Source organism: Sulfitobacter sediminis (assembly GCF_040811725.1).
Taxonomy (GTDB): domain Bacteria; phylum Pseudomonadota; class Alphaproteobacteria; order Rhodobacterales; family Rhodobacteraceae; genus Sulfitobacter; species Sulfitobacter sediminis.
Map to the genome: position 1 here is coordinate 35367 of NZ_JBFNXX010000009.1, position 17573 is coordinate 52939.

The window sequence follows — 17573 nt, forward strand, 5'->3', positions numbered from 1 at the left end:
TTCTGCGCAACGCATTCACGCATTTCAGGAGAGCATCATGGCCACCGTCGCAGTCACGGACGACACATTCGACGCCGAAGTTCGGCAATCCGACATCCCTGTCGTGGTAGATTTCTGGGCCGAATGGTGCGGTCCCTGCAAGCAGATCGGACCCGCGCTTGAGGAACTCTCGGCAGAGATGGACGGCAAGGTGAAGATCGTGAAGGTCAACGTCGACGAGAACCCGAACTCCCCCGCCCAGATGGGTGTGCGCGGCATTCCGGCGCTGTTCGTGTTCAAGGACGGTCAGGTCGTGTCCAACATGGCAGGCGCGAGGCCGAAGGCGGCGCTGCAAAGCTGGATCGAAGATTCGATCTGATCCGGATTACCGGAACGACATTAAGAAGGCGCTCCCTGCGGCACGCCTTCTTTCATGGGATCGGCCATCCAAAACGCCTGAGCCGGTCAGCGATCTTCGCCCTGGCATCGTCGCGGCCTGCGTTGATGGATTGATCCTGCCAGAACCACCAGACGTACTTGTCGAAGGGCGGCGCCGCGCGTGCAATTTCATCGAAGCTTGCGCCCAGCGCGTCCATGTCCGCGCGCACAGCGATGTGATGAAAGTCGATCTGACCGAACAGAAGCGCCGGTTTCCCAAAGAAAAAGCCCGAGAAAGCTGCACCGGAGTTCTGCGTAACTACGAAGTCGCATCCCTTCAGATGCGAGACCATGTTTCCGGTGTCCAGCCGCAACCGATCGTGCCGCCGGGCAAGCGTTTCAAGTTGGCCGAGTTCACGCCGCGTATAGCTTTCGTTGGGATGCAGCGTGGCCACGATCTGCCGCCGGGGGTTAAGGGCTAGACAATGCTCGATCATCTCCATTGGGCTGCAAGCCTGAAAAAGCCTTTCTTCGGTCAGGCGGCCCTGTAGCGGGACATAGACAAATCCATCGCGTCCGGCCTGATTGGGCGCATCGCCGAAAAGACGTTTCTGCCAGAAGCTGTAGAACCGTGGCGCATCCCGGGATGCAGTGTCCGGATCGAAGGTTGCCCGCGCGACATCCCAGTGCCAGCGCTGGGCCACCGCCTCGATCTGCCAGAAGGGGTAGTGATAGACGCGCCGAAAGACGAGGCCGCGGTCATTGGGTGGGTTCACCATGTGGCTGAGCGAAAATCCAGTTGTCGGTTCGCCACGGATAGGCAGGTCTTCAAAGACCGGATGGAGGCCGGCAGCTTTGAGGACATACGCTACCAGATTAATGAAATTGTGTTCGCCGCGCGCAGCGGAGGTGCGAAATGGTTCCTCGAGATAGAAATGAACTGTCGCGTCCTCGGCCATGTCCGGACGCTAGCGCCCGTTGATCCCGCTCACAAGCCACGCGCCCTTGTGCCCCTCTGCCATGGGGGCCATATAGCCACGAAGAACAACGGAGGCTTTCATGGCGCAAGAGGATTTCCCAGGCTGGCACGGCACCACGATTATCGGCGTGAAGAAAGGCGGCGAGGTGGTGATTGCGGGCGACGGGCAGGTAAGCCTGGGCCAGACCGTGATCAAGGGGACGGCACGCAAGGTGCGGCGGCTGTCGCCCGGCGGGTTCGACGTGGTTGCTGGCTTTGCCGGATCGACGGCGGATGCCTTCACGCTGCTGGAGCGGCTGGAGGCAAAGCTGGAGGCGACGCCGGGACAATTGCAGCGGGCGAGCGTGGAATTGGCCAAGGACTGGCGCACGGACAAATACCTGCAAAAACTCGAGGCGATGCTGATCGTCTCGGACGGGCAGGAGCTGCTGGTGATCACCGGTGCGGGGGATGTGCTGGAACCCGAACATAACGTGGCGGCCATCGGATCCGGTGGGAACTATGCCCTGGCCGCTGCGCGCGGCATGATCGACAGCGACCGCGATGCCGAAGCGGTGGCACGCGACGCCATGGCCATCGCGGCGGACATCTGCGTCTACACCAACGGCAATCTGACCGTGGAGAAAATCTCGAAATGACCGATCTCACCCCCCGCGAAATTGTCTCGGAACTCGACCGGTTCATCATCGGCCAGAAAGATGCCAAACGTGCCGTGGCCGTGGCGCTGCGCAACCGCTGGCGACGCAAGCAGCTGGGTGACGATTTGCGCGACGAAGTGTACCCGAAGAACATCCTGATGATCGGACCCACAGGCGTGGGCAAGACCGAGATCAGCCGCCGGTTGGCCAAACTGGCCCGCGCGCCTTTCCTCAAGGTAGAGGCAACGAAGTTCACCGAAGTCGGCTATGTCGGCCGGGACGTGGAGCAGATCATCCGCGATCTTGTCGATGCCTCCATCGCGATGACGCGCGAGCATATGCGCGAGGATGTGAAGGCCAAGGCGCATCAGGCGGCAGAAGACCGGGTGATCGACGCGATTGCGGGGGCAGATGCCCGGGAAGGCACGCGCGAGATGTTTCGCAAAAAGCTCAAGTCCGGCGAGTTGGACGAGACCATGATCGAGCTTGAAGTGGCCGAGACCGCCAGCCCCTTTCCGATGATGGAAATCCCCGGCCAGCCCGGCATGGGCGCGGGGATGATGAACCTGGGCGATCTTTTCGGCAAAGCCTTTGGCGGGCGGACGGTCAAGAAACGCCTGTCGGTCGCGGACAGCTATGAGGTGCTGATCGGCGAGGAGGCGGACAAGCTGCTGGACGATGAGACCGTAACGAAGACCGCCATCGAAGCGGTTGAGCAAAATGGGATCGTATTCCTGGACGAGATCGACAAGGTCTGCGCGCGCTCGGACATGCGCGGAGGCGACGTGAGCCGGGAGGGCGTACAACGCGATCTGCTCCCGCTGATCGAGGGGACGACCGTCAGCACAAAGCACGGGCCGGTGAAGACCGATCATGTGCTTTTCATCGCGTCAGGTGCTTTTCATATCGCAAAGCCTTCCGACTTGCTGCCGGAACTGCAGGGACGTTTGCCGATCCGTGTCGAACTTCGGGCGCTGACCGAAGAGGATTTCGTGCGCATCCTGACCGAGACCGACAACGCCCTGACCTTGCAGTACACTGCGCTGATGGGGACCGAGGATGTGACTGTCTCCTTCACCAAGGAAGGCATCGCGGCATTGGCCAAGATCGCGGCGGATGTGAACCACACCATCGAGAACATCGGGGCGCGCCGTCTTTATACCGTGATGGAGCGTGTCTTCGAAGAGCTGTCCTTTACCGCGCCGGACCGGGCAGGGGAGACGATCGAGGTGAACGCGGACTTCGTCGAGAAGAACCTTGGGGAGCTGACGAAGTCGGCTGATCTGAGCCGCTACGTGCTTTGATCCGGGCTGGGTGTCGATTTCTTTGAAGAAATCGGGATGGTCTTTTCGAAAAGACCGGTCGCTTCGCCACGGTTGGCTCTTTCCATTTCTGGCGGCAGGGCAGATGAAGGCGCATGGGTTACCTTCGCTTTCTCCGCGCCAACTGGCTGTTCCTGCTTGCGGGATTCCTGCTGACCTTCACTTCGTCCTATGGGCAGACCTATTTCATTTCCCTCTTCGCCGGTGAGATCAAAGGCGATTTCGGGCTGACTGACGGGCAATGGGGCGGCATCTACACCGTCGGGACTACCGCATCGGCCATTGCGATGATCTGGGCGGGTGTCTTGACGGACCGGTTCCGGGTGCGTGCCCTCGCCCTGGCGGTGATGATCGCGCTGGCGGCCGCCTGCGTTGCGATGGCCCTCAATAAATCCTGGGTTCTGCTGATGGTCGTGATCTTTGCCCTGCGCCTGACCGGGCAGGGGATGATGTCGCAGCTTGGCGCCGTGGCGATGGTCCGATGGTTCGAGGCGACGCGGGGCAAGGCGCTGTCGCTTGCCTCCATGGGTTTCTCGGCGGGGCAGGCCATTCTGCCGGTTGTCTTCGTGGCGCTTTTCGCAGTGGTGTCCTGGCGCATGTTGTGGGTTCTGGCAGCCGTGCTGGTGCTGCTGACCATCCCGGTCTTGCTGATGCTTCTCCGGCAAGAGCGAACACCGCAATCCATGGCCGCCGAGGCACAGATCGCGGGGATGGAGGGCCGACACTGGACGCGCCGCGAGATGCTGCGTTCGGGGCTGTTCTTTCTGATGATCCCGATGATCGTCGGACCAGCGGCCTGGGGCACGGCGCTGTTCTTCCAGCAGGTACACCTGACCGAGGTGAAAGGTTGGGAACTGGTCGCCTATGTTGCCCTGATGCCGATCTACACGTTGGCTGCGGTTGTCTCCACCTTTGCCTCAGGCTGGGCCATTGATCGTTTCGGGGTCAGCCGAATCGTTCCCTTCCAGATGCTGCCCTTTGCGGCCTCCTTTGCGGTGCTGGCCTTCGCCGATACGATCTTTGTCGCGGGCATCGGGCTGGTGATCTTTGGTGTGGGGCAAGGGTTGCAGGCAACAGGCGTTTCGACGTTCTGGGCCGAATACTACGGCACGCGACATATTGGTGCGATCAAGTCCGTTGCGGCGGCGTTGATGGTCTTCGGGTCGGCCATTGGTCCGGGGGTAACAGGCTGGCTCATCGACCTTGGTATCGACTTCCCCGACCAAATGCTTCCTATCTCGGTCTATTATGTGATTGCTGCAGGGATGGCGACGGCGGGTATCCTGCGGTATCGCCCGACGCTTGGCCGCTAGCGCTGTTTGCGGAGATAGACGTAGTAAGCACCGGTGCCACCGTGGCTCACATGCGCCGGAGTGACCTGCAATACAGCGGAGGACAGCGGCGGCATTCCCAGCCATTGCGGCACCTGATGGCGTAGAACGCCGTGGCGCAAGGGGATCGGACCGTCGTCATCACGTTTTTTCCCCTTACCTGTGATGACAAGAACAAGCCGCTTTCCACTCTGATGCGCGGACAGGATAAACCGGCTGAGGGCGGGATAGGCGCGCTCCAGCGTCATGCCGTGAAGGTCGATCCGCGCCTCGGGCACCAACTTGCCACGTTTCATCCGACCGAAGGCTTTCTTGTCCATCTGTACCGGCGCGCGGTTCAGCTGATCCGTGATCGAGGGCAAGAGATCGTGGGAGTTGCGGGAGGGTCTGGCGCGCGGCTTGCCCGGGATCGCGGTTTTCGATGCCTCGAACCTGGCGGGGGCAGGCGTATCGACGTCGGGCGTGAAGAGGGACTTCAGATCGAGTTTCTCGGTCCGCTCCGTCACCTTGCGCCAGAGGGCGAGGTCCTCATCGTTCAGGCGTCCGTGTCTGCGGTTCCGGGTCACAACGCGCTCTCCGGCAAGAGCGCATAGGCGCGCTGGATTGGCATGAGCACCACCATGCGGCCGGGATCGCGCAGGCGACCCGCGGCCTGGCCCGCCGCATCGCCTGTGCCAAAGAACACATCTGCCCGTTGGGCACCCTTGATGGCAGAGCCGGTATCCTGGGCGATCATCAGGCGACGCATCGGTTTCTTGCCGTCCTTCTCGATCCAGACCGGCGCGCCGAGTTTTACGTAAACGGGATCAACCGCAATGCTGCGCATGGCGGTCACCGACCGGTTCATCGCGCCAAGCGGCCCCTCGTCAGAAGGCACCTTGCTGACTTCGCGAAAGAAAACGTAAGACTCGTTGTGATAGAGGAGTTCGCGCCCCGCCTCGGGATTGCGTCGAACCCAGTTCTTGATCACTTCGGCGCTCACCTGATGCGCGTCATAGATGCCGCGCCGCACAAGTTCGACGCCGATGGAACGATAAGGATGCCCGTTGGAACCGCGATAACCTACGCGCAGGCGCTCTCCGTCAGGAAGTCTAATGCGGCCAGACCCCTGAATTTGCAGAAAAAACAGCTCGACCGGATCATCGACCCAGGCAATTTCGAGCCCGCGACCCTCCATCACGCCGGTTTCGAGGATTTCCCGACGCGTCAGCCACGGGTTCGATTCAAGCGCCTCGTTCGGCATCTTGTAGACCGGGTAGCGATACCGCACCGAACGATAACGATCGCCGTCCAGTTCCGGCTCGAAGTAACCGGTAAAGAGCGCCTCTTTCCCATCGTTAATCAGAACCGGGCGAAAGAATAGCTCGAAGAACTCACGCGCGTCCGGATTGGCTTCGGCGAAACGGCACAGGGCGCGCCAGTCGACGTCGTCCATGTCACGGCAGGTCTTGAGAAACACCTCAAGCGCCGCCGCGTGATCGTCGTCAGCCCATCCGTCGAGCTGGTCAAAATCGAGAACTTCGTATGTCACATCGCTTGCCTTGGCCGGGGTCATTGCAAAGACCCCCGCGCAAAGCGATGCCGCAAGTGCATGGCTTAGCCGTCTGTAGAGACCAGCAGCCAATTCGGATCGTCCGAGCCCATGATCCGGGCAAAGACCCAGGTATCCTTCTGGCGCTTGACCTCGGTCAGGCTGCCCTCGACAATATCGCCAGCTTCGTCCCGAACGGCAGAGGTCAGCTCGCCCACGAAGCGGATCGTCATCTCGGCTTCCTTGGTGTCAGGATCGAGAGAGGCGTTCACCAGCTCGGTCTCGCGCACACCGATGAATTCAGCTTCGATGGTCAGGCCCTGATCCTCGCGCGCGGCAACACCGTCAACGAAGCTTTCGTAGATTTCCTCGGAAAGGAACGGCTGGATCTTGTCCAGCTCGCCGCGTTCGTAACCCAACACAATCATCTCGTAGGCCTGGCGCGCGCCGGCGAGAAAGCCGGTTACCTCGAACGAAGGCTCGATGCGCTTCATCTCGGCCAGCGCTTTGCCCGCGGGACTGTCCGCGGGAACGTGATCGGTGATATCAAGGTCCGGGCCGCCTTCGATGACCTCAAAAGCCGGGCTATTGCTGCGCCGCGCGGGGGATTGATCGGTCACGGGCGGCTTTTCAAACCCCTCCCGAGAACCAAGCACGTTTTTCAGACGCAGGATCAAAAATACGGCAATACCGGCCAAAACCAGAAGCTGTATCATGGGTGAATTCATCGGAACCTCTGAGGTCAAAAAGTGGAAACGCGTGCTTTGAACCCTTATGTAGGTGCAGAACCGGGGTGAGTCCACTCTGGCACCAGCAAAAGGATGCCGCGCCGATGTGGCTTTTGATCGCATTCATTACCGTTCCCATGATCGAGATCGCCCTGTTCATCCAGATCGGCGGTGCCATCGGTCTTGGGTGGACTCTGGCAATCGTGCTGATCACGGCCATACTGGGCACCTGGCTTGTCCGCACGCAGGGAGCGATGGCGCTTGGGCAGTTGCGCGCATCCTTTTCCGACATGCGTGACCCGACCGAGCCGCTTGTACATGGTGCGATGATCCTTTTCGCCGGCGCGCTGTTGCTGACACCGGGGTTCTTTACGGACGCTGTCGGGTTCTCCCTGCTGATACCGGGCGTCCGGCAGGCAGCTTACCGCGCCATCCGTGCCCGCGTGAACGTCCAGACCTTCAGCACGCATGACCAGGCACGTTACCGGGGCGGCCCGCAGTATCCCGATGCCAGCGGCGACGTGATCGAGGGCGAGTTTCATGAAATTCCCGAGAACGCCAAGCGGGACAAGGGCCCATCTGGTTGGACTAAGCATTGAGGGCCAAAGGCCCATCTGCTAAGCCCCCGTGAATGCAGTTTTCATGAGGGAGATACCCATGGCCGAAGAAGCAACAGCACAACAGCAACAGGCGCAGATGCGCGTGCTGGGTCAGTACATCCGCGATATGTCGTTTGAAAACATCATGTCGCAAAAGGGCGGCAACGCAGACGTGCAGCCGGACGTGCAGGTCGAGGTCAATCTCGACGCCAAGAAGCGGCCGACGGAGAACCAGTACGAATCCTCGATCAAGCTGAACGTGACTTCGAAAGACAAGAACAGCGACGCCACGCTCTTCATGCTCGAAGTCGACTATGTCGGCATTTTCTACATCGCGAACATCCCCGATGAGCAGATCCACCCCTTCCTGCTGATCGAATGCCCGCGGATGATCTTTCCGTTCCTGCGTCGCATCGTCAGCGACGTCACCCGCGACGGCGGTTTCCCGCCGCTGAACCTTGAGAACATCGACTTCGTTCAGCTTTACCGGAATGAACTTGCCCGCCGTCAGGCGGAACAGGGCGCGCCCAAGGCCGACGCCTAAGTCTTGGACCAAAGAGCACCGTCGCCCAACTGCTCGACAAAAGCAGCGTGGGCGGCGGCTTCTTTTTCGGTAATCCGTGACGGCAGAGGTGTCGGACGCGGTTGCGGGGTCCAGACGCTGCCTGTGTTCGCGTCTGTTGTGACCGTGGTTGCCGATAGCGCAAAGTTGGGTTGCCGCCCGCCGATCAATTCAAGATAGACCTCGGCCAGAATTTCACTGTCGAGAAGCGCGCCATGCAACGTGCGCGCGGAATTGTCGATGTTGAACCGTCGGCACAAAGCGTCGAGCGATGCGGGTGAGCCGGGGAAACGCTTGCGCGCGATCTCGAGCGTATCGACCGCGCGCTCCCACGGGATGAGCGGGAGCTTCATCCACCGGAGTTCTGCGTTGAGAAACTTCATGTCAAAGGCCGCGTTGTGGATCACCAGTTTCGCATCGCCGATGAACTCCAGGAACGCCCCGCCGATCTCGGCGAACTTCGGCTTGTCGCGCAGAAAATCATCGCCCAGGCCGTGCACCTCAAAGGCTTCTTGCGGCATCTCGCGTTCGGGGTTGATGTATTGGTGGTAAGTGCGTCCCGTCGCCACGTGACCCATCAGCTCAACAGCGCCGATTTCGACGATCCTATCGCCGGTTTCGGGGTCGAAGCCCGTGGTTTCTGTGTCGAGGACAATCTCACGCATTCTTCAGTTTCTCCCGAATATCCCTGACCACAGATTGCACCTGCGTCCGGGCATGTTCAATCGTATCGGTCTCGATCACGTAGTCGGAGCGCGCGCATTTCTCGGCCGACGGCATCTGCTTGGCCTTGATCGCCTCAAACTGGGCCTCGCTCATCGTACCGCGGGCCATCACCCGTTCTTTCTGCGTCTCATCATCCACTGTGACACAGGCCACGGCATCGACGCGGGCATTACCGCCTGTCTCAAAAAGAAGGGGTATGTCCAGCACGACGATGTCCGTCTGCGCTTGCGCAATGAACATTGCACGGTCCTCACCCACAAGGGGATGAACGACGGCTTCGATCTGTTTCAGCGCATTGGGGTCTTTTCCTATGATCTCTTTCAATGCCGGACGTGACACCGCCCCATCAACAATCGCTTGAGGGAAGAGAGCGCCCATCGGTTCGACCGCAGCGCCGCCATTTGAATAGAGACGGTGGACGGCTGCATCCGCGTCCCAGACGGCGCAACCTTCATCGGCGAAAAGCTTGGCCGTTGTGGATTTGCCCATCCCGATGGACCCGGTCAGCCCCAGCAGGAACATCAGCGCAGCGCCGCCGCGCGCGTGGCGCGGTCCACCTCCGGTCGGACACCGAACCACCGTTCGAAGGCCGGCACCGCCTGATGGAGCAACATGCCAAGACCATCAACCGTGGTGCAGCCGACTTCCTCCGCTGTCTCCAGGAGTCTTGTCTTGAGCGGCGCATAGACCAGATCAGTCACCACCGACTCCTTTCGCAATCCGTCGAGGGGGACACGCAATTCGCTCTTTCCGATCATACCAAGCGACGTGGTGTTCACCACCAGCGCTGCGTTATCCAGCATATTGCCTGCTTGCACCCAGTCGAAAATACGAAGACGGCTGCCGAAATCGGACTTGAGCTTTTCTGCCCGGACACGGGTCCGGTTCGACAGCATGATCTCGGGCACACCCGCGTCAAGCAGCGACGCGATCACCGCGCGCGCCGCACCACCGGCACCCAGTACAGCAGCGGGTCCGGATCGTGGGGACCAGTTTGGCGCCCCGGTCTTGAGGTTCTCGATGAACCCATAGCCATCGGTGTTGTCCGCATGGATTTTTCCATCCTTCCGGAAGATCAGCGTATTCGCCGCCCCGATCAGGATCGCGCGGTCCGTCACCTGGTCCGCAATCGAAAGGATCGCCTCCTTGTGTGGAATGGTGACGTTCACTCCGACAAAACCCATCCGGGGCAATGTCCGTACCACGTCGGCAAGGTCCTGCGTGCTGACATCCATGGGAATGTAGTAGCCCTGTATGCCTTGGGTCTGCAGCCAGTGCCCGTGGATTTGCGGAGACTTCGAATGCGCGATGGGTGATCCGATCACGCCAGCCAGCGGAATCTTGGGCAATGTCATGTGGCGAGGTCTCCGCGCAGGGTCAGGTAGTTCAGCAGTTCAAGAAGTGGCATGCCGAGAACGTGAAAGTAATCCCCTTCCATCGAGGTGAAAAGCCGAACACCTTCTTCCTCGAGTTTGTAGCAGCCAACCGAATGGCGGATGCTGTCCCAGTTGCGGGAAACGTAATCCTCGATGAATTCATCGCTGAGGTTTCGCATCCGAAGGCGCACCTGCCCGATCTGCCGCCAGATGGGTTGACCATCCTCGCAGATGACCGCCGCGGACAGAAGCGCATGCCGGTCATCTCTGAGCGTCCGAAGCTGGGCTGCGGCATCAGCGGGGTCTTCGGGTTTCGACAGGAGCGTGCCCCCATGGTCGAGCGTCTGATCGCACCCGAGCACCAACGCACCGGGGTTCTTTTCGCTGATCCGACGCGCTTTCATCTCTGCCAGCGTGTCCGCGATATCGCGTGGCGTTGCATCCTCCGCCAATAGCGCCTGCTTGATCATATCCTCGTCAATCCGGGGGACATCCACGACAAAGGAAATCCCTGCCTGCCGCAGAAGCTGGGCCCGGATGTCGGATCCCGAGGCAATAATGAATGGCTGCGGCATGGGGATAAGCCTGTGTGCGCGGTTAAGAAATTGTTAGGAGGTCTTAGTGCAAAACTCGGGAAGGGGCCACCACGGTTGGATCAAGGGCGATTTTTGCGTTCGCTATCCCGTGTTGTGCCCGCGTGGAAAAGGAAAAACGGTTTCGCTGGAGGAATCGGTTTACCCGGAAGTTACAATAGACTTTTGCACAGCGCGATCAGGGAAAAAGATCGCTAAGGTTCTGATTTAAATAGCGATAATCTCTATTTACAAACAACGATCCACAGGGGGCGGACATCTTTCCAACCGCGTTGAGGAACCTGCGGATATCTGGGTAATCCACAGAAACCGGCTTCTCTACAAACAACATCATCTTTCTTCTTTTATCTATTTATATAAGAAGGGCCTCGAGAACGGAGTGGGATATGTTTGACTTCCTTGCCCTTGCCTACCCTTGGGTTCTGGCCTTGCACATCGTCTCCGTGATCTCATGGATGGCGGCGCTTTTCTATCTGCCGCGCCTCTTCGTTCATCACACCGAACGGGTGGGCCTGGAAGGTGAGACGCACGCGCTTTTCTCGATGATGGAATTCAAGCTTGCGCGGATCATCATGCGGCCCGCGATGCACGCGACCTGGACCTTTGGTCTGATTCTGGTTTTTACGCCGGGTATCGTGGACTGGTCGATGGTCTGGCCTTGGACCAAAGGTGCAGCGGTGATCGCTATGACGGTCTTTCACACGTGGCTCATGTTTAGGATGAAAGCTTTCCAGCGCGGAGAGAACCATTTGACGGGCCGCCAGTACCGGATGATGAACGAGGTGCCGACGGTGCTGATGTTCATCATCGTATTCTCGGTGATCGTGAAGTTCTGATTTGTTGACAGGGTCCTGACCGCCCCCTATATCCGACGCACCGCTCCGTCCGGGGCAGGTATCTGCTTTTACATCTCACACACGACCAGCGCGCGGATGTCACGCGGCTGCACGGGACCGTTCCATGAAAATCGAAAGACTGAACCTCGCCGATCTCAAGGCGCAAACGCCCAAGAACCTGCTGGCTATGGCAGAAGACCTGGAGATCGAGAACGCCTCGACCATGCGCAAGGGCGAGATGATGTTTCAAATCCTCCGCGAACGTGCGGACGAAGGATGGGAGATTTCCGGCGACGGCGTTCTTGAGGTTCTGCAAGACGGTTTCGGCTTTCTGCGCTCGGTCGAGGCGAACTATCTCCCGGGTCCGGATGATATCTATGTCTCGCCTGACATGATCCGTCAGTGGTCGCTGCGGACCGGGGATACCATCGAGGGACTGATCAAGGCGCCCGACGATAACGAGCGTTACTTTGCGATGACCGAGGTAACCCGGATCAACTTCGAAGAGCCGGAGAAGGCGCGCCACAAGGTGGCCTTTGAAAACCTGACGCCGCTTTATCCCGATGAGCGGCTGACGATGGAAGTGGATGATCCGACAATCAAGGACAAGTCGGCCCGGGTGATCGATCTGGTGGCGCCCATCGGCAAGGGGCAGCGTTCGCTGATCGTGGCGCCGCCGCGTACGGGTAAGACGGTGATCCTACAAAACATCGCGAACTCGATCGAGAAGAACCATCCAGAGTGTTACCTGATCGTCCTTTTGATCGACGAACGGCCGGAGGAAGTGACGGACATGCAGCGGTCGGTGAAGGGCGAGGTCGTGTCTTCGACCTTCGATGAACCGGCAACGCGGCACGTTGCGGTTTCGGACATGGTGATCGAGAAGGCCAAACGCCTCGTCGAGCATAAGCGCGACGTGGTGATCTTGCTTGACTCCATCACCCGACTGGGTCGCGCGTTCAACACCGTGGTCCCGTCGTCGGGCAAGGTTCTGACGGGCGGTGTCGATGCGAACGCGCTGCAGAGACCGAAGCGTTTCTTCGGCGCTGCGCGGAATATCGAGGAGGGAGGTTCGCTCACCATCATCGCCACAGCGCTGATCGACACGGGTTCGCGCATGGACGAGGTGATCTTCGAGGAATTCAAGGGCACCGGTAACTCCGAAATCGTTCTTGATCGCAAGATCGCGGACAAGCGCGTGTTCCCGGCGATCGACATCCTCAAGTCCGGTACACGCAAGGAGGATCTGCTGGTCGATAAGGCAGACCTGCAGAAGACTTTCGTGCTGCGTCGTATCCTCAACCCGATGGGCACGACGGATGCCATCGAGTTCCTGCTGGGCAAGTTGAAGCAGACCAAGACAAACTCGGACTTCTTCGACTCGATGAACACCTGATTGTTATTTATTAACAAGAGGTTAAACTGAAATGACCACGATTTTCGCGCAGGCGACAGCCGCGGGGCGCGCTGGTGTTTCGGTGATCCGTATCTCGGGTCCCGACGCGCTTCGGATCGGGTCATCCATCGCGGGACGGCTGCCCCCATCGCACCAGGCTGGCTTGCGCAAGCTTCGCTTCCCGGATGGAGAGGAGATCGACCGCGCGCTGGTCCTCTCGTTTCATGCGCCCAGCAGTTTCACTGGCGAGGACGTGGTGGAGCTGCACCTGCATGGCAGTATCGCCGTAGTCGATGCGGTGCTGCGGTTGCTGGGAACCTTCGAGGGTAGCCGACTTGCCGAGGCTGGGGAATTCACCCGCCGCGCACTGGAGAATGAGAAGCTTGATCTGACCCAGGTCGAAGGGCTTGCCGATCTGATCGATGCTGAAACGGAGGCACAGCGGAAGCAGGCGTTGCGGGTGTTGTCAGGTCATCTTGGTGATCTGGTCGAAGGATGGCGTGCAAGTCTGATCCGCGCGGCAGCGCTTCTGGAAGCGACGATCGATTTTGCCGACGAAGAGGTGCCCGTTGATGTGACGCCAGAAGTTACCGGGTTGCTTCAGGGTGTCGCGAGTGGTCTGGAAAAGGAAGTCGAGGGCGCGAAGGTGGCCGAGCGGATCAGAACGGGGTTCGAGGTCGCCATCGTGGGTCCGCCCAACGCGGGTAAATCGACGTTGCTTAACGCGCTGGCCGGGCGTGAGGCGGCGATCACCTCCGAGATCGCTGGAACGACCCGCGACATTGTCGAGGTGCGGATGAATCTGGAAGGTCTTCCCGTAACGCTGCTCGATACGGCCGGTTTGCGGGAAAGTGAGGACGTCATCGAAAGTATCGGCGTCGAACGGGCGATCAGCCGCGCATCGGATGCCGATCTGCGGGTTTTTCTCGCAGAACCCGGAGAGACATTGCTTCTGGAGCCGAAGGCGGACGACATCGTAGTCGCCCCGAAGGCCGATCTGCGGGACGGAACGCCGGGCGCTGTTTCCGGAAAAACGGGGCAGGGTGTGTCGGAGTTGGTTTCCAAAGTGACTGCGGTCTTGAAAGAACGTAGTTTCGCCGTCAACGTCGCGACGCACGAACGGCATAGGCTGGCTATGGCTGATGCCATCAACAAATTGATGGGTGCGCTTTCTATGGTGGAAAGGGGCCCCGACACATACGATATAGCCGCAGAAGAAATGCGCTCGGCAATCAGGAGTCTTGAGACTGTCGTCGGTCGGATCGGTGTCGAGGATTTGCTGGACGAGATCTTCTCGAGCTTCTGCATCGGAAAATGATGGAGTGTTTCACGTGAAACATTTTGAAGTTGTTGTTATTGGCGGCGGTCACGCCGGGGCGGAAGCGGCCCATGCCGCTGCGCGCATGGGCGTGCGGACTGCTCTTGTGACGATGACGATGGACGGTATCGGTGTGATGTCCTGCAATCCGGCCATCGGCGGTTTGGGTAAAGGTCACCTGGTACGCGAGATCGATGCGATGGACGGGGTGATGGGTCGGGTCGCCGACCGTGCGGGTATCCAGTTCCGTCTGCTGAACCGACGCAAGGGCCCAGCAGTACAGGGCCCGCGCGCGCAGGCGGATCGGAAGATATACCGCGAAACGATGTTGGCCGAGATGCTGGACCGTTCCAAGCTTGAGATTGTCGAGGGGGAGGCAACGGACTTTGTCATCGAGAACGATCGTATTACTGGCGTCGAAATCAATGATGGAGAGATCATCAAGGCCGCCGCCGTTGTTCTGACGACCGGGACATTCCTGCGCGGGGTGATCCACATTGGTGATGTATCCCATTCCGGCGGCCGCATGGGCGATCGGGCTTCGAACAAGCTTGCCAAACGACTGGACGCTCTTGCGCTGCCACTTGGACGGTTGAAGACCGGAACGCCGCCACGCCTGGATGGGCGAACGATTGATTGGAGTGTGCTGGAGAGCCAGCCAGGCGATGAAGACCCAACGCTGTTTTCCTTCCTGTCGAGCTCGGTTTCGGCGCGCCAGATTTCTTGTGGCATCACGCACACCAATGAGCGGACTCATCAGATTATCCGGGAAAACCTGGGCCGTTCGGCGATGTACGGTGGCCATATCGACGGTATCGGCCCGCGCTATTGCCCCTCTATTGAGGACAAGGTCGTACGTTTTGCGGATAAGGACTCCCACCAGGTGTTCCTTGAGCCGGAAGGAGCCGACGATCACACGGTGTACCCCAACGGTATTTCCACCTCCCTGCCGGAGAGTGTCCAGGCAGATTATGTCCATACCATGCGAGGTCTGGAGGATGCCGTGATCCTCCAGCCAGGATATGCCATCGAGTACGATTACGTTGATCCGCGCGCGCTGAGCAGCACACTTGAGCTTCGTGCGCTGAAAGGGCTGTACCTTGCAGGGCAGATCAATGGGACGACAGGTTACGAGGAAGCCGCGGCGCAAGGACTTGTCGCCGGTCTGAACGCGGCCTTAGCTGTCCGGGGAAAATCCGCGGTTCATTTCAGTCGCGCCGACAGCTACATCGGCGTCATGATTGATGACCTGACAACCCGGGGCGTCAGCGAGCCCTATCGTATGTTCACGTCCCGCGCCGAGTTCCGTTTGTCTTTGCGCGCCGACAACGCCGACCAGCGTCTGACGCCACTGGCATTGGATCTGGGATGCGTATCCGGGGAACGTGCGGAGGCCTTCACGGCCAAGATGGAAAAGCTGGAACGGGTAAAGCAGCGCCTGACGGGGACGAGCTTTACCCCGTCGGAGGCGGCAAAATCCGGGATTTCCGTCAGCCAGGATGGAACGCGGCGCACCGCTTTTCAATTGCTGTCATTCCCGGATGCGAAATTTGAGGATGTGATATCGCTCCTCCCGGACCTTTCGGAAACAGAGCCCGAGATCCGTCAACAGATCGAGCGCGATGCGCTCTACGCCAATTACCTGGGTCGTCAGAAGGCCGAGATCGAAACCTTGCGAAAGGATGAGGCGCACAGGATCCCAGAAGGCTTTGCTTATGAGGCGCTCGAAGGGCTGTCCAACGAACTCAAAGCTAAACTCTCGGCCGCGAAGCCCGAGACGCTGGCTCAGGCCGCACGGGTGGATGGGGTGACACCAGCAGCCCTGACGCTGATCCTCGCCACACTGCGTCGCTTGTCGGACAAGAAATCGGCGTGATGACCTCTGAAGACCTGAATGTTTCACGTGAAACATTTGCCAAGCTGGATGCTTTCGTAAAGCTCGTTCAGAAGTGGACAGCGAAAATCAACTTGATCTCCCGACAAAGCGAAGCCGAGCTTTGGGAGCGGCACATTTTGGACTCAGCGCAACTCTTCGCTCTTGCGCCCCCCTTCGAAACATGGGTCGATCTGGGGAGCGGGGGCGGGTTTCCCGGGATCGTGGTCAGCATTCTTGCTCAGGAGAAAAGCAGGGATCAGCGGTTCGTTCTTGTCGAAAGTGATCTACGCAAGGGAACCTTTCTGCGTACCGCTATCCGCGAGCTGGGTCTGAATGCCAAGGTTATTTCTGGGCGGATCGAAGAGATTGAACCGTTGAACGCTGATGTCCTGTCCGCGCGCGCGCTTGCGGAACTGGATGTCCTCCTCGAGTTTGCCGAAAGACATCTGAAGTCAGGGGGGACAGCGCTTTTCCCGAAAGGTTCCCTTTGGGAAACGGAGCATCAGAAGGCGCGAATGCGGTGGTCATACGAATGTGATCCCATTAGAAGCAAAACCAACCCCGACGCCGCGATTCTGAAGATCAAGGATATCTCTCGTGTCTGACTTGTCCCGCCCCGCTGGCCCCAAGATCATTGCCGTTGCGAACCAGAAAGGGGGTGTCGGCAAGACGACCACATCCATCAACCTGGCCGCGGCTTTGGTTGAACAGGGCAAGCGGGTTTTGCTTGTGGACCTCGATCCGCAGGGGAATGCGTCGACAGGTTTGGGGATTGACGTGGATGACCGGGAATACACGACATACGAGCTGCTTCTTGATGATATCGCGCTTGATAAAGTGGTAATGAAGACGTCTTACGATGATTTGTACATCGTGCCGGCGACGGTTGACCTGAGCTCTGCGGATGTCGAGCTTCTTTCCGCTGAGAAACGCAGCTTTCTTCTGCACGATGCCCTGCGGCAGACGCAGATCGACACTTTCAACCTCGACTACATTCTAATCGATTGTCCGCCCTCGCTGAACCTTCTGACCGTCAACGCGATGATCGCGGCGCATTCGGTATTGGTTCCGCTGCAAAGTGAATTCTTCGCGCTGGAGGGTCTCAGTCAATTGATGATGACTATTCGTGAAGTGCGTCAGAGCGGAAACAAGGAATTGCGTATCGAAGGTGTTGTGTTAACCATGTACGACAAACGCAATAACTTGTCCCAGCAGGTTGAGCATGATGCGCGCAGTAATCTTGGTGAGCTTGTGTTCAAAACGGTGATCCCGCGCAACGTTCGGGTCAGCGAGGCGCCAAGCTTTGCCATGCCGGTGCTGTCCTACGATCCGCAATCCAAAGGGGCGATGGCCTATCGGTCCTTGGCCAAGGAAATCATCAAGAACAACGTCGCATAGAGGGTGA

20 protein-coding genes are annotated in these 17573 nt (G+C 59.2%); 12 read left to right on the forward strand and 8 right to left on the reverse strand.

Annotation, left to right across the window (positions count from 1 at the left end):
- Positions 1-13 precede the first annotated feature (13 nt).
- Positions 14-358 carry a thioredoxin gene (gene trxA, locus AB2B41_RS12925; RefSeq protein ID WP_367878348.1) on the forward strand — a complete coding sequence of 115 codons (345 nt, stop codon included), beginning with the start codon at positions 14-16 and terminating at the stop codon, positions 356-358.
- Between the two features lie 52 nt (positions 359-410).
- Here trxA and AB2B41_RS12930 read toward each other — a convergent pair whose 3' ends face one another.
- Positions 411-1316, reverse strand: a complete 906-nt coding sequence (locus AB2B41_RS12930; protein ID WP_367878216.1) for a hypothetical protein — start codon at positions 1314-1316, stop codon at positions 411-413.
- 100 nt (positions 1317-1416) lie between these two features.
- On the opposite strand from AB2B41_RS12930, the gene hslV reads away from it, so the two are divergent.
- From hslV to AB2B41_RS12945, 3 genes are all read left to right on the forward strand, one after another.
- Positions 1417-1974 carry an ATP-dependent protease subunit HslV gene (gene hslV, locus AB2B41_RS12935; protein ID WP_367878217.1) on the forward strand — a complete coding sequence of 186 codons (558 nt, stop codon included), beginning with the start codon at positions 1417-1419 and terminating at the stop codon, positions 1972-1974.
- Complete coding sequence (gene hslU, locus AB2B41_RS12940; protein WP_367878218.1) at positions 1971-3278, forward strand: ATP-dependent protease ATPase subunit HslU; 1308 nt, start codon at positions 1971-1973, stop codon at positions 3276-3278. Before hslV ends, hslU begins: the two co-directional genes overlap by 4 nt.
- A 113-nt stretch (positions 3279-3391) precedes the next feature.
- Positions 3392-4609 (forward strand): MFS transporter, encoded by a 1218-nt coding sequence (locus AB2B41_RS12945; RefSeq protein ID WP_367878219.1) that lies wholly within the window; start codon positions 3392-3394, stop codon positions 4607-4609.
- On the opposite strand, the gene AB2B41_RS12950 is transcribed toward AB2B41_RS12945, so the two are convergent.
- The 3 genes from AB2B41_RS12950 to AB2B41_RS12960 are packed head-to-tail and all read right to left on the reverse strand — an operon-like array spanning position 4606 to position 6886.
- A complete protein-coding gene (locus tag AB2B41_RS12950; RefSeq protein WP_367878220.1) occupies positions 4606-5193 on the reverse strand; it encodes a Smr/MutS family protein in 588 nt (195 codons plus the stop codon). The two genes, AB2B41_RS12945 and AB2B41_RS12950, sit on opposite strands and share 4 nt — an antisense overlap.
- The gene (gene mltA, locus AB2B41_RS12955; protein ID WP_367878221.1) at positions 5190-6182 is read right to left on the reverse strand and encodes a murein transglycosylase A; all 993 of its coding nucleotides are present in this window, start codon (positions 6180-6182) and stop codon (positions 5190-5192) included. Before mltA ends, AB2B41_RS12950 begins: the two co-directional genes overlap by 4 nt.
- Before the next feature lie 41 nt (positions 6183-6223).
- Positions 6224-6886, reverse strand: coding sequence for a Tim44/TimA family putative adaptor protein (locus AB2B41_RS12960; protein WP_367878222.1), 663 nt, complete (start codon positions 6884-6886; stop codon positions 6224-6226).
- A 104-nt stretch (positions 6887-6990) separates the two neighbouring features.
- On the opposite strand from AB2B41_RS12960, the gene AB2B41_RS12965 reads away from it, so the two are divergent.
- Positions 6991-7485 (forward strand): FxsA family protein, encoded by a 495-nt coding sequence (locus AB2B41_RS12965; protein ID WP_367878349.1) that lies wholly within the window; start codon positions 6991-6993, stop codon positions 7483-7485.
- A 58-nt stretch (positions 7486-7543) separates the two neighbouring features.
- Positions 7544-8029: a protein-export chaperone SecB gene (secB, locus tag AB2B41_RS12970; RefSeq protein WP_367878223.1), complete on the forward strand. Its 486-nt coding sequence runs from the start codon at positions 7544-7546 to the stop codon at positions 8027-8029.
- Here secB and dnaQ read toward each other — a convergent pair.
- From dnaQ to AB2B41_RS12990, 4 genes are read right to left on the reverse strand one after another with little or no spacing between them, the layout of a single operon-like run.
- Entirely contained in the window at positions 8026-8712 is a 687-nt protein-coding gene (gene dnaQ / locus AB2B41_RS12975) for a DNA polymerase III subunit epsilon (protein WP_367878224.1), read from the reverse strand. The genes secB and dnaQ overlap by 4 nt on opposite strands.
- A complete protein-coding gene (gene coaE / locus AB2B41_RS12980) occupies positions 8705-9295 on the reverse strand; it encodes a dephospho-CoA kinase (RefSeq protein WP_367878225.1) in 591 nt (196 codons plus the stop codon). Before coaE ends, dnaQ begins: the two co-directional genes overlap by 8 nt.
- Positions 9295-10128 carry a shikimate dehydrogenase gene (locus AB2B41_RS12985; RefSeq protein WP_367878226.1) on the reverse strand — a complete coding sequence of 278 codons (834 nt, stop codon included), beginning with the start codon at positions 10126-10128 and terminating at the stop codon, positions 9295-9297. Before AB2B41_RS12985 ends, coaE begins: the two co-directional genes overlap by 1 nt.
- Positions 10125-10724 (reverse strand): Maf family protein, encoded by a 600-nt coding sequence (locus tag AB2B41_RS12990; RefSeq protein WP_367878227.1) that lies wholly within the window; start codon positions 10722-10724, stop codon positions 10125-10127. The genes AB2B41_RS12985 and AB2B41_RS12990 overlap by 4 nt, the downstream gene beginning before the upstream one ends.
- 404 nt (positions 10725-11128) lie before the next feature.
- On the opposite strand from AB2B41_RS12990, the gene AB2B41_RS12995 reads away from it, so the two are divergent.
- The 6 genes from AB2B41_RS12995 (at position 11129) to AB2B41_RS13020 (ending at position 17566) form a co-directional block, all read left to right on the forward strand.
- Positions 11129-11578, forward strand: coding sequence for a CopD family protein (locus tag AB2B41_RS12995; RefSeq protein ID WP_367878228.1), 450 nt, complete (start codon positions 11129-11131; stop codon positions 11576-11578).
- Positions 11579-11702: 124 nt separating this feature from the next.
- Positions 11703-12974 (forward strand): transcription termination factor Rho, encoded by a 1272-nt coding sequence (gene rho, locus AB2B41_RS13000; RefSeq protein WP_367878229.1) that lies wholly within the window; start codon positions 11703-11705, stop codon positions 12972-12974.
- A gap of 31 nt (positions 12975-13005) precedes the next feature.
- A complete protein-coding gene (mnmE, locus tag AB2B41_RS13005) occupies positions 13006-14292 on the forward strand; it encodes a tRNA uridine-5-carboxymethylaminomethyl(34) synthesis GTPase MnmE (RefSeq protein WP_367878230.1) in 1287 nt (428 codons plus the stop codon).
- Positions 14293-14305: 13 nt separating this feature from the next.
- Entirely contained in the window at positions 14306-16168 is a 1863-nt protein-coding gene (gene mnmG, locus AB2B41_RS13010) for a tRNA uridine-5-carboxymethylaminomethyl(34) synthesis enzyme MnmG (protein ID WP_367878231.1), read from the forward strand.
- The gene (gene rsmG / locus AB2B41_RS13015) at positions 16168-16773 is read left to right on the forward strand and encodes a 16S rRNA (guanine(527)-N(7))-methyltransferase RsmG (protein ID WP_367878232.1); all 606 of its coding nucleotides are present in this window, start codon (positions 16168-16170) and stop codon (positions 16771-16773) included. The genes mnmG and rsmG overlap by 1 nt, the downstream gene beginning before the upstream one ends.
- Positions 16766-17566 carry a ParA family protein gene (locus AB2B41_RS13020; protein ID WP_367878233.1) on the forward strand — a complete coding sequence of 267 codons (801 nt, stop codon included), beginning with the start codon at positions 16766-16768 and terminating at the stop codon, positions 17564-17566. The genes rsmG and AB2B41_RS13020 overlap by 8 nt, the downstream gene beginning before the upstream one ends.
- The last annotated feature ends 7 nt before the right edge of the window (positions 17567-17573 follow it).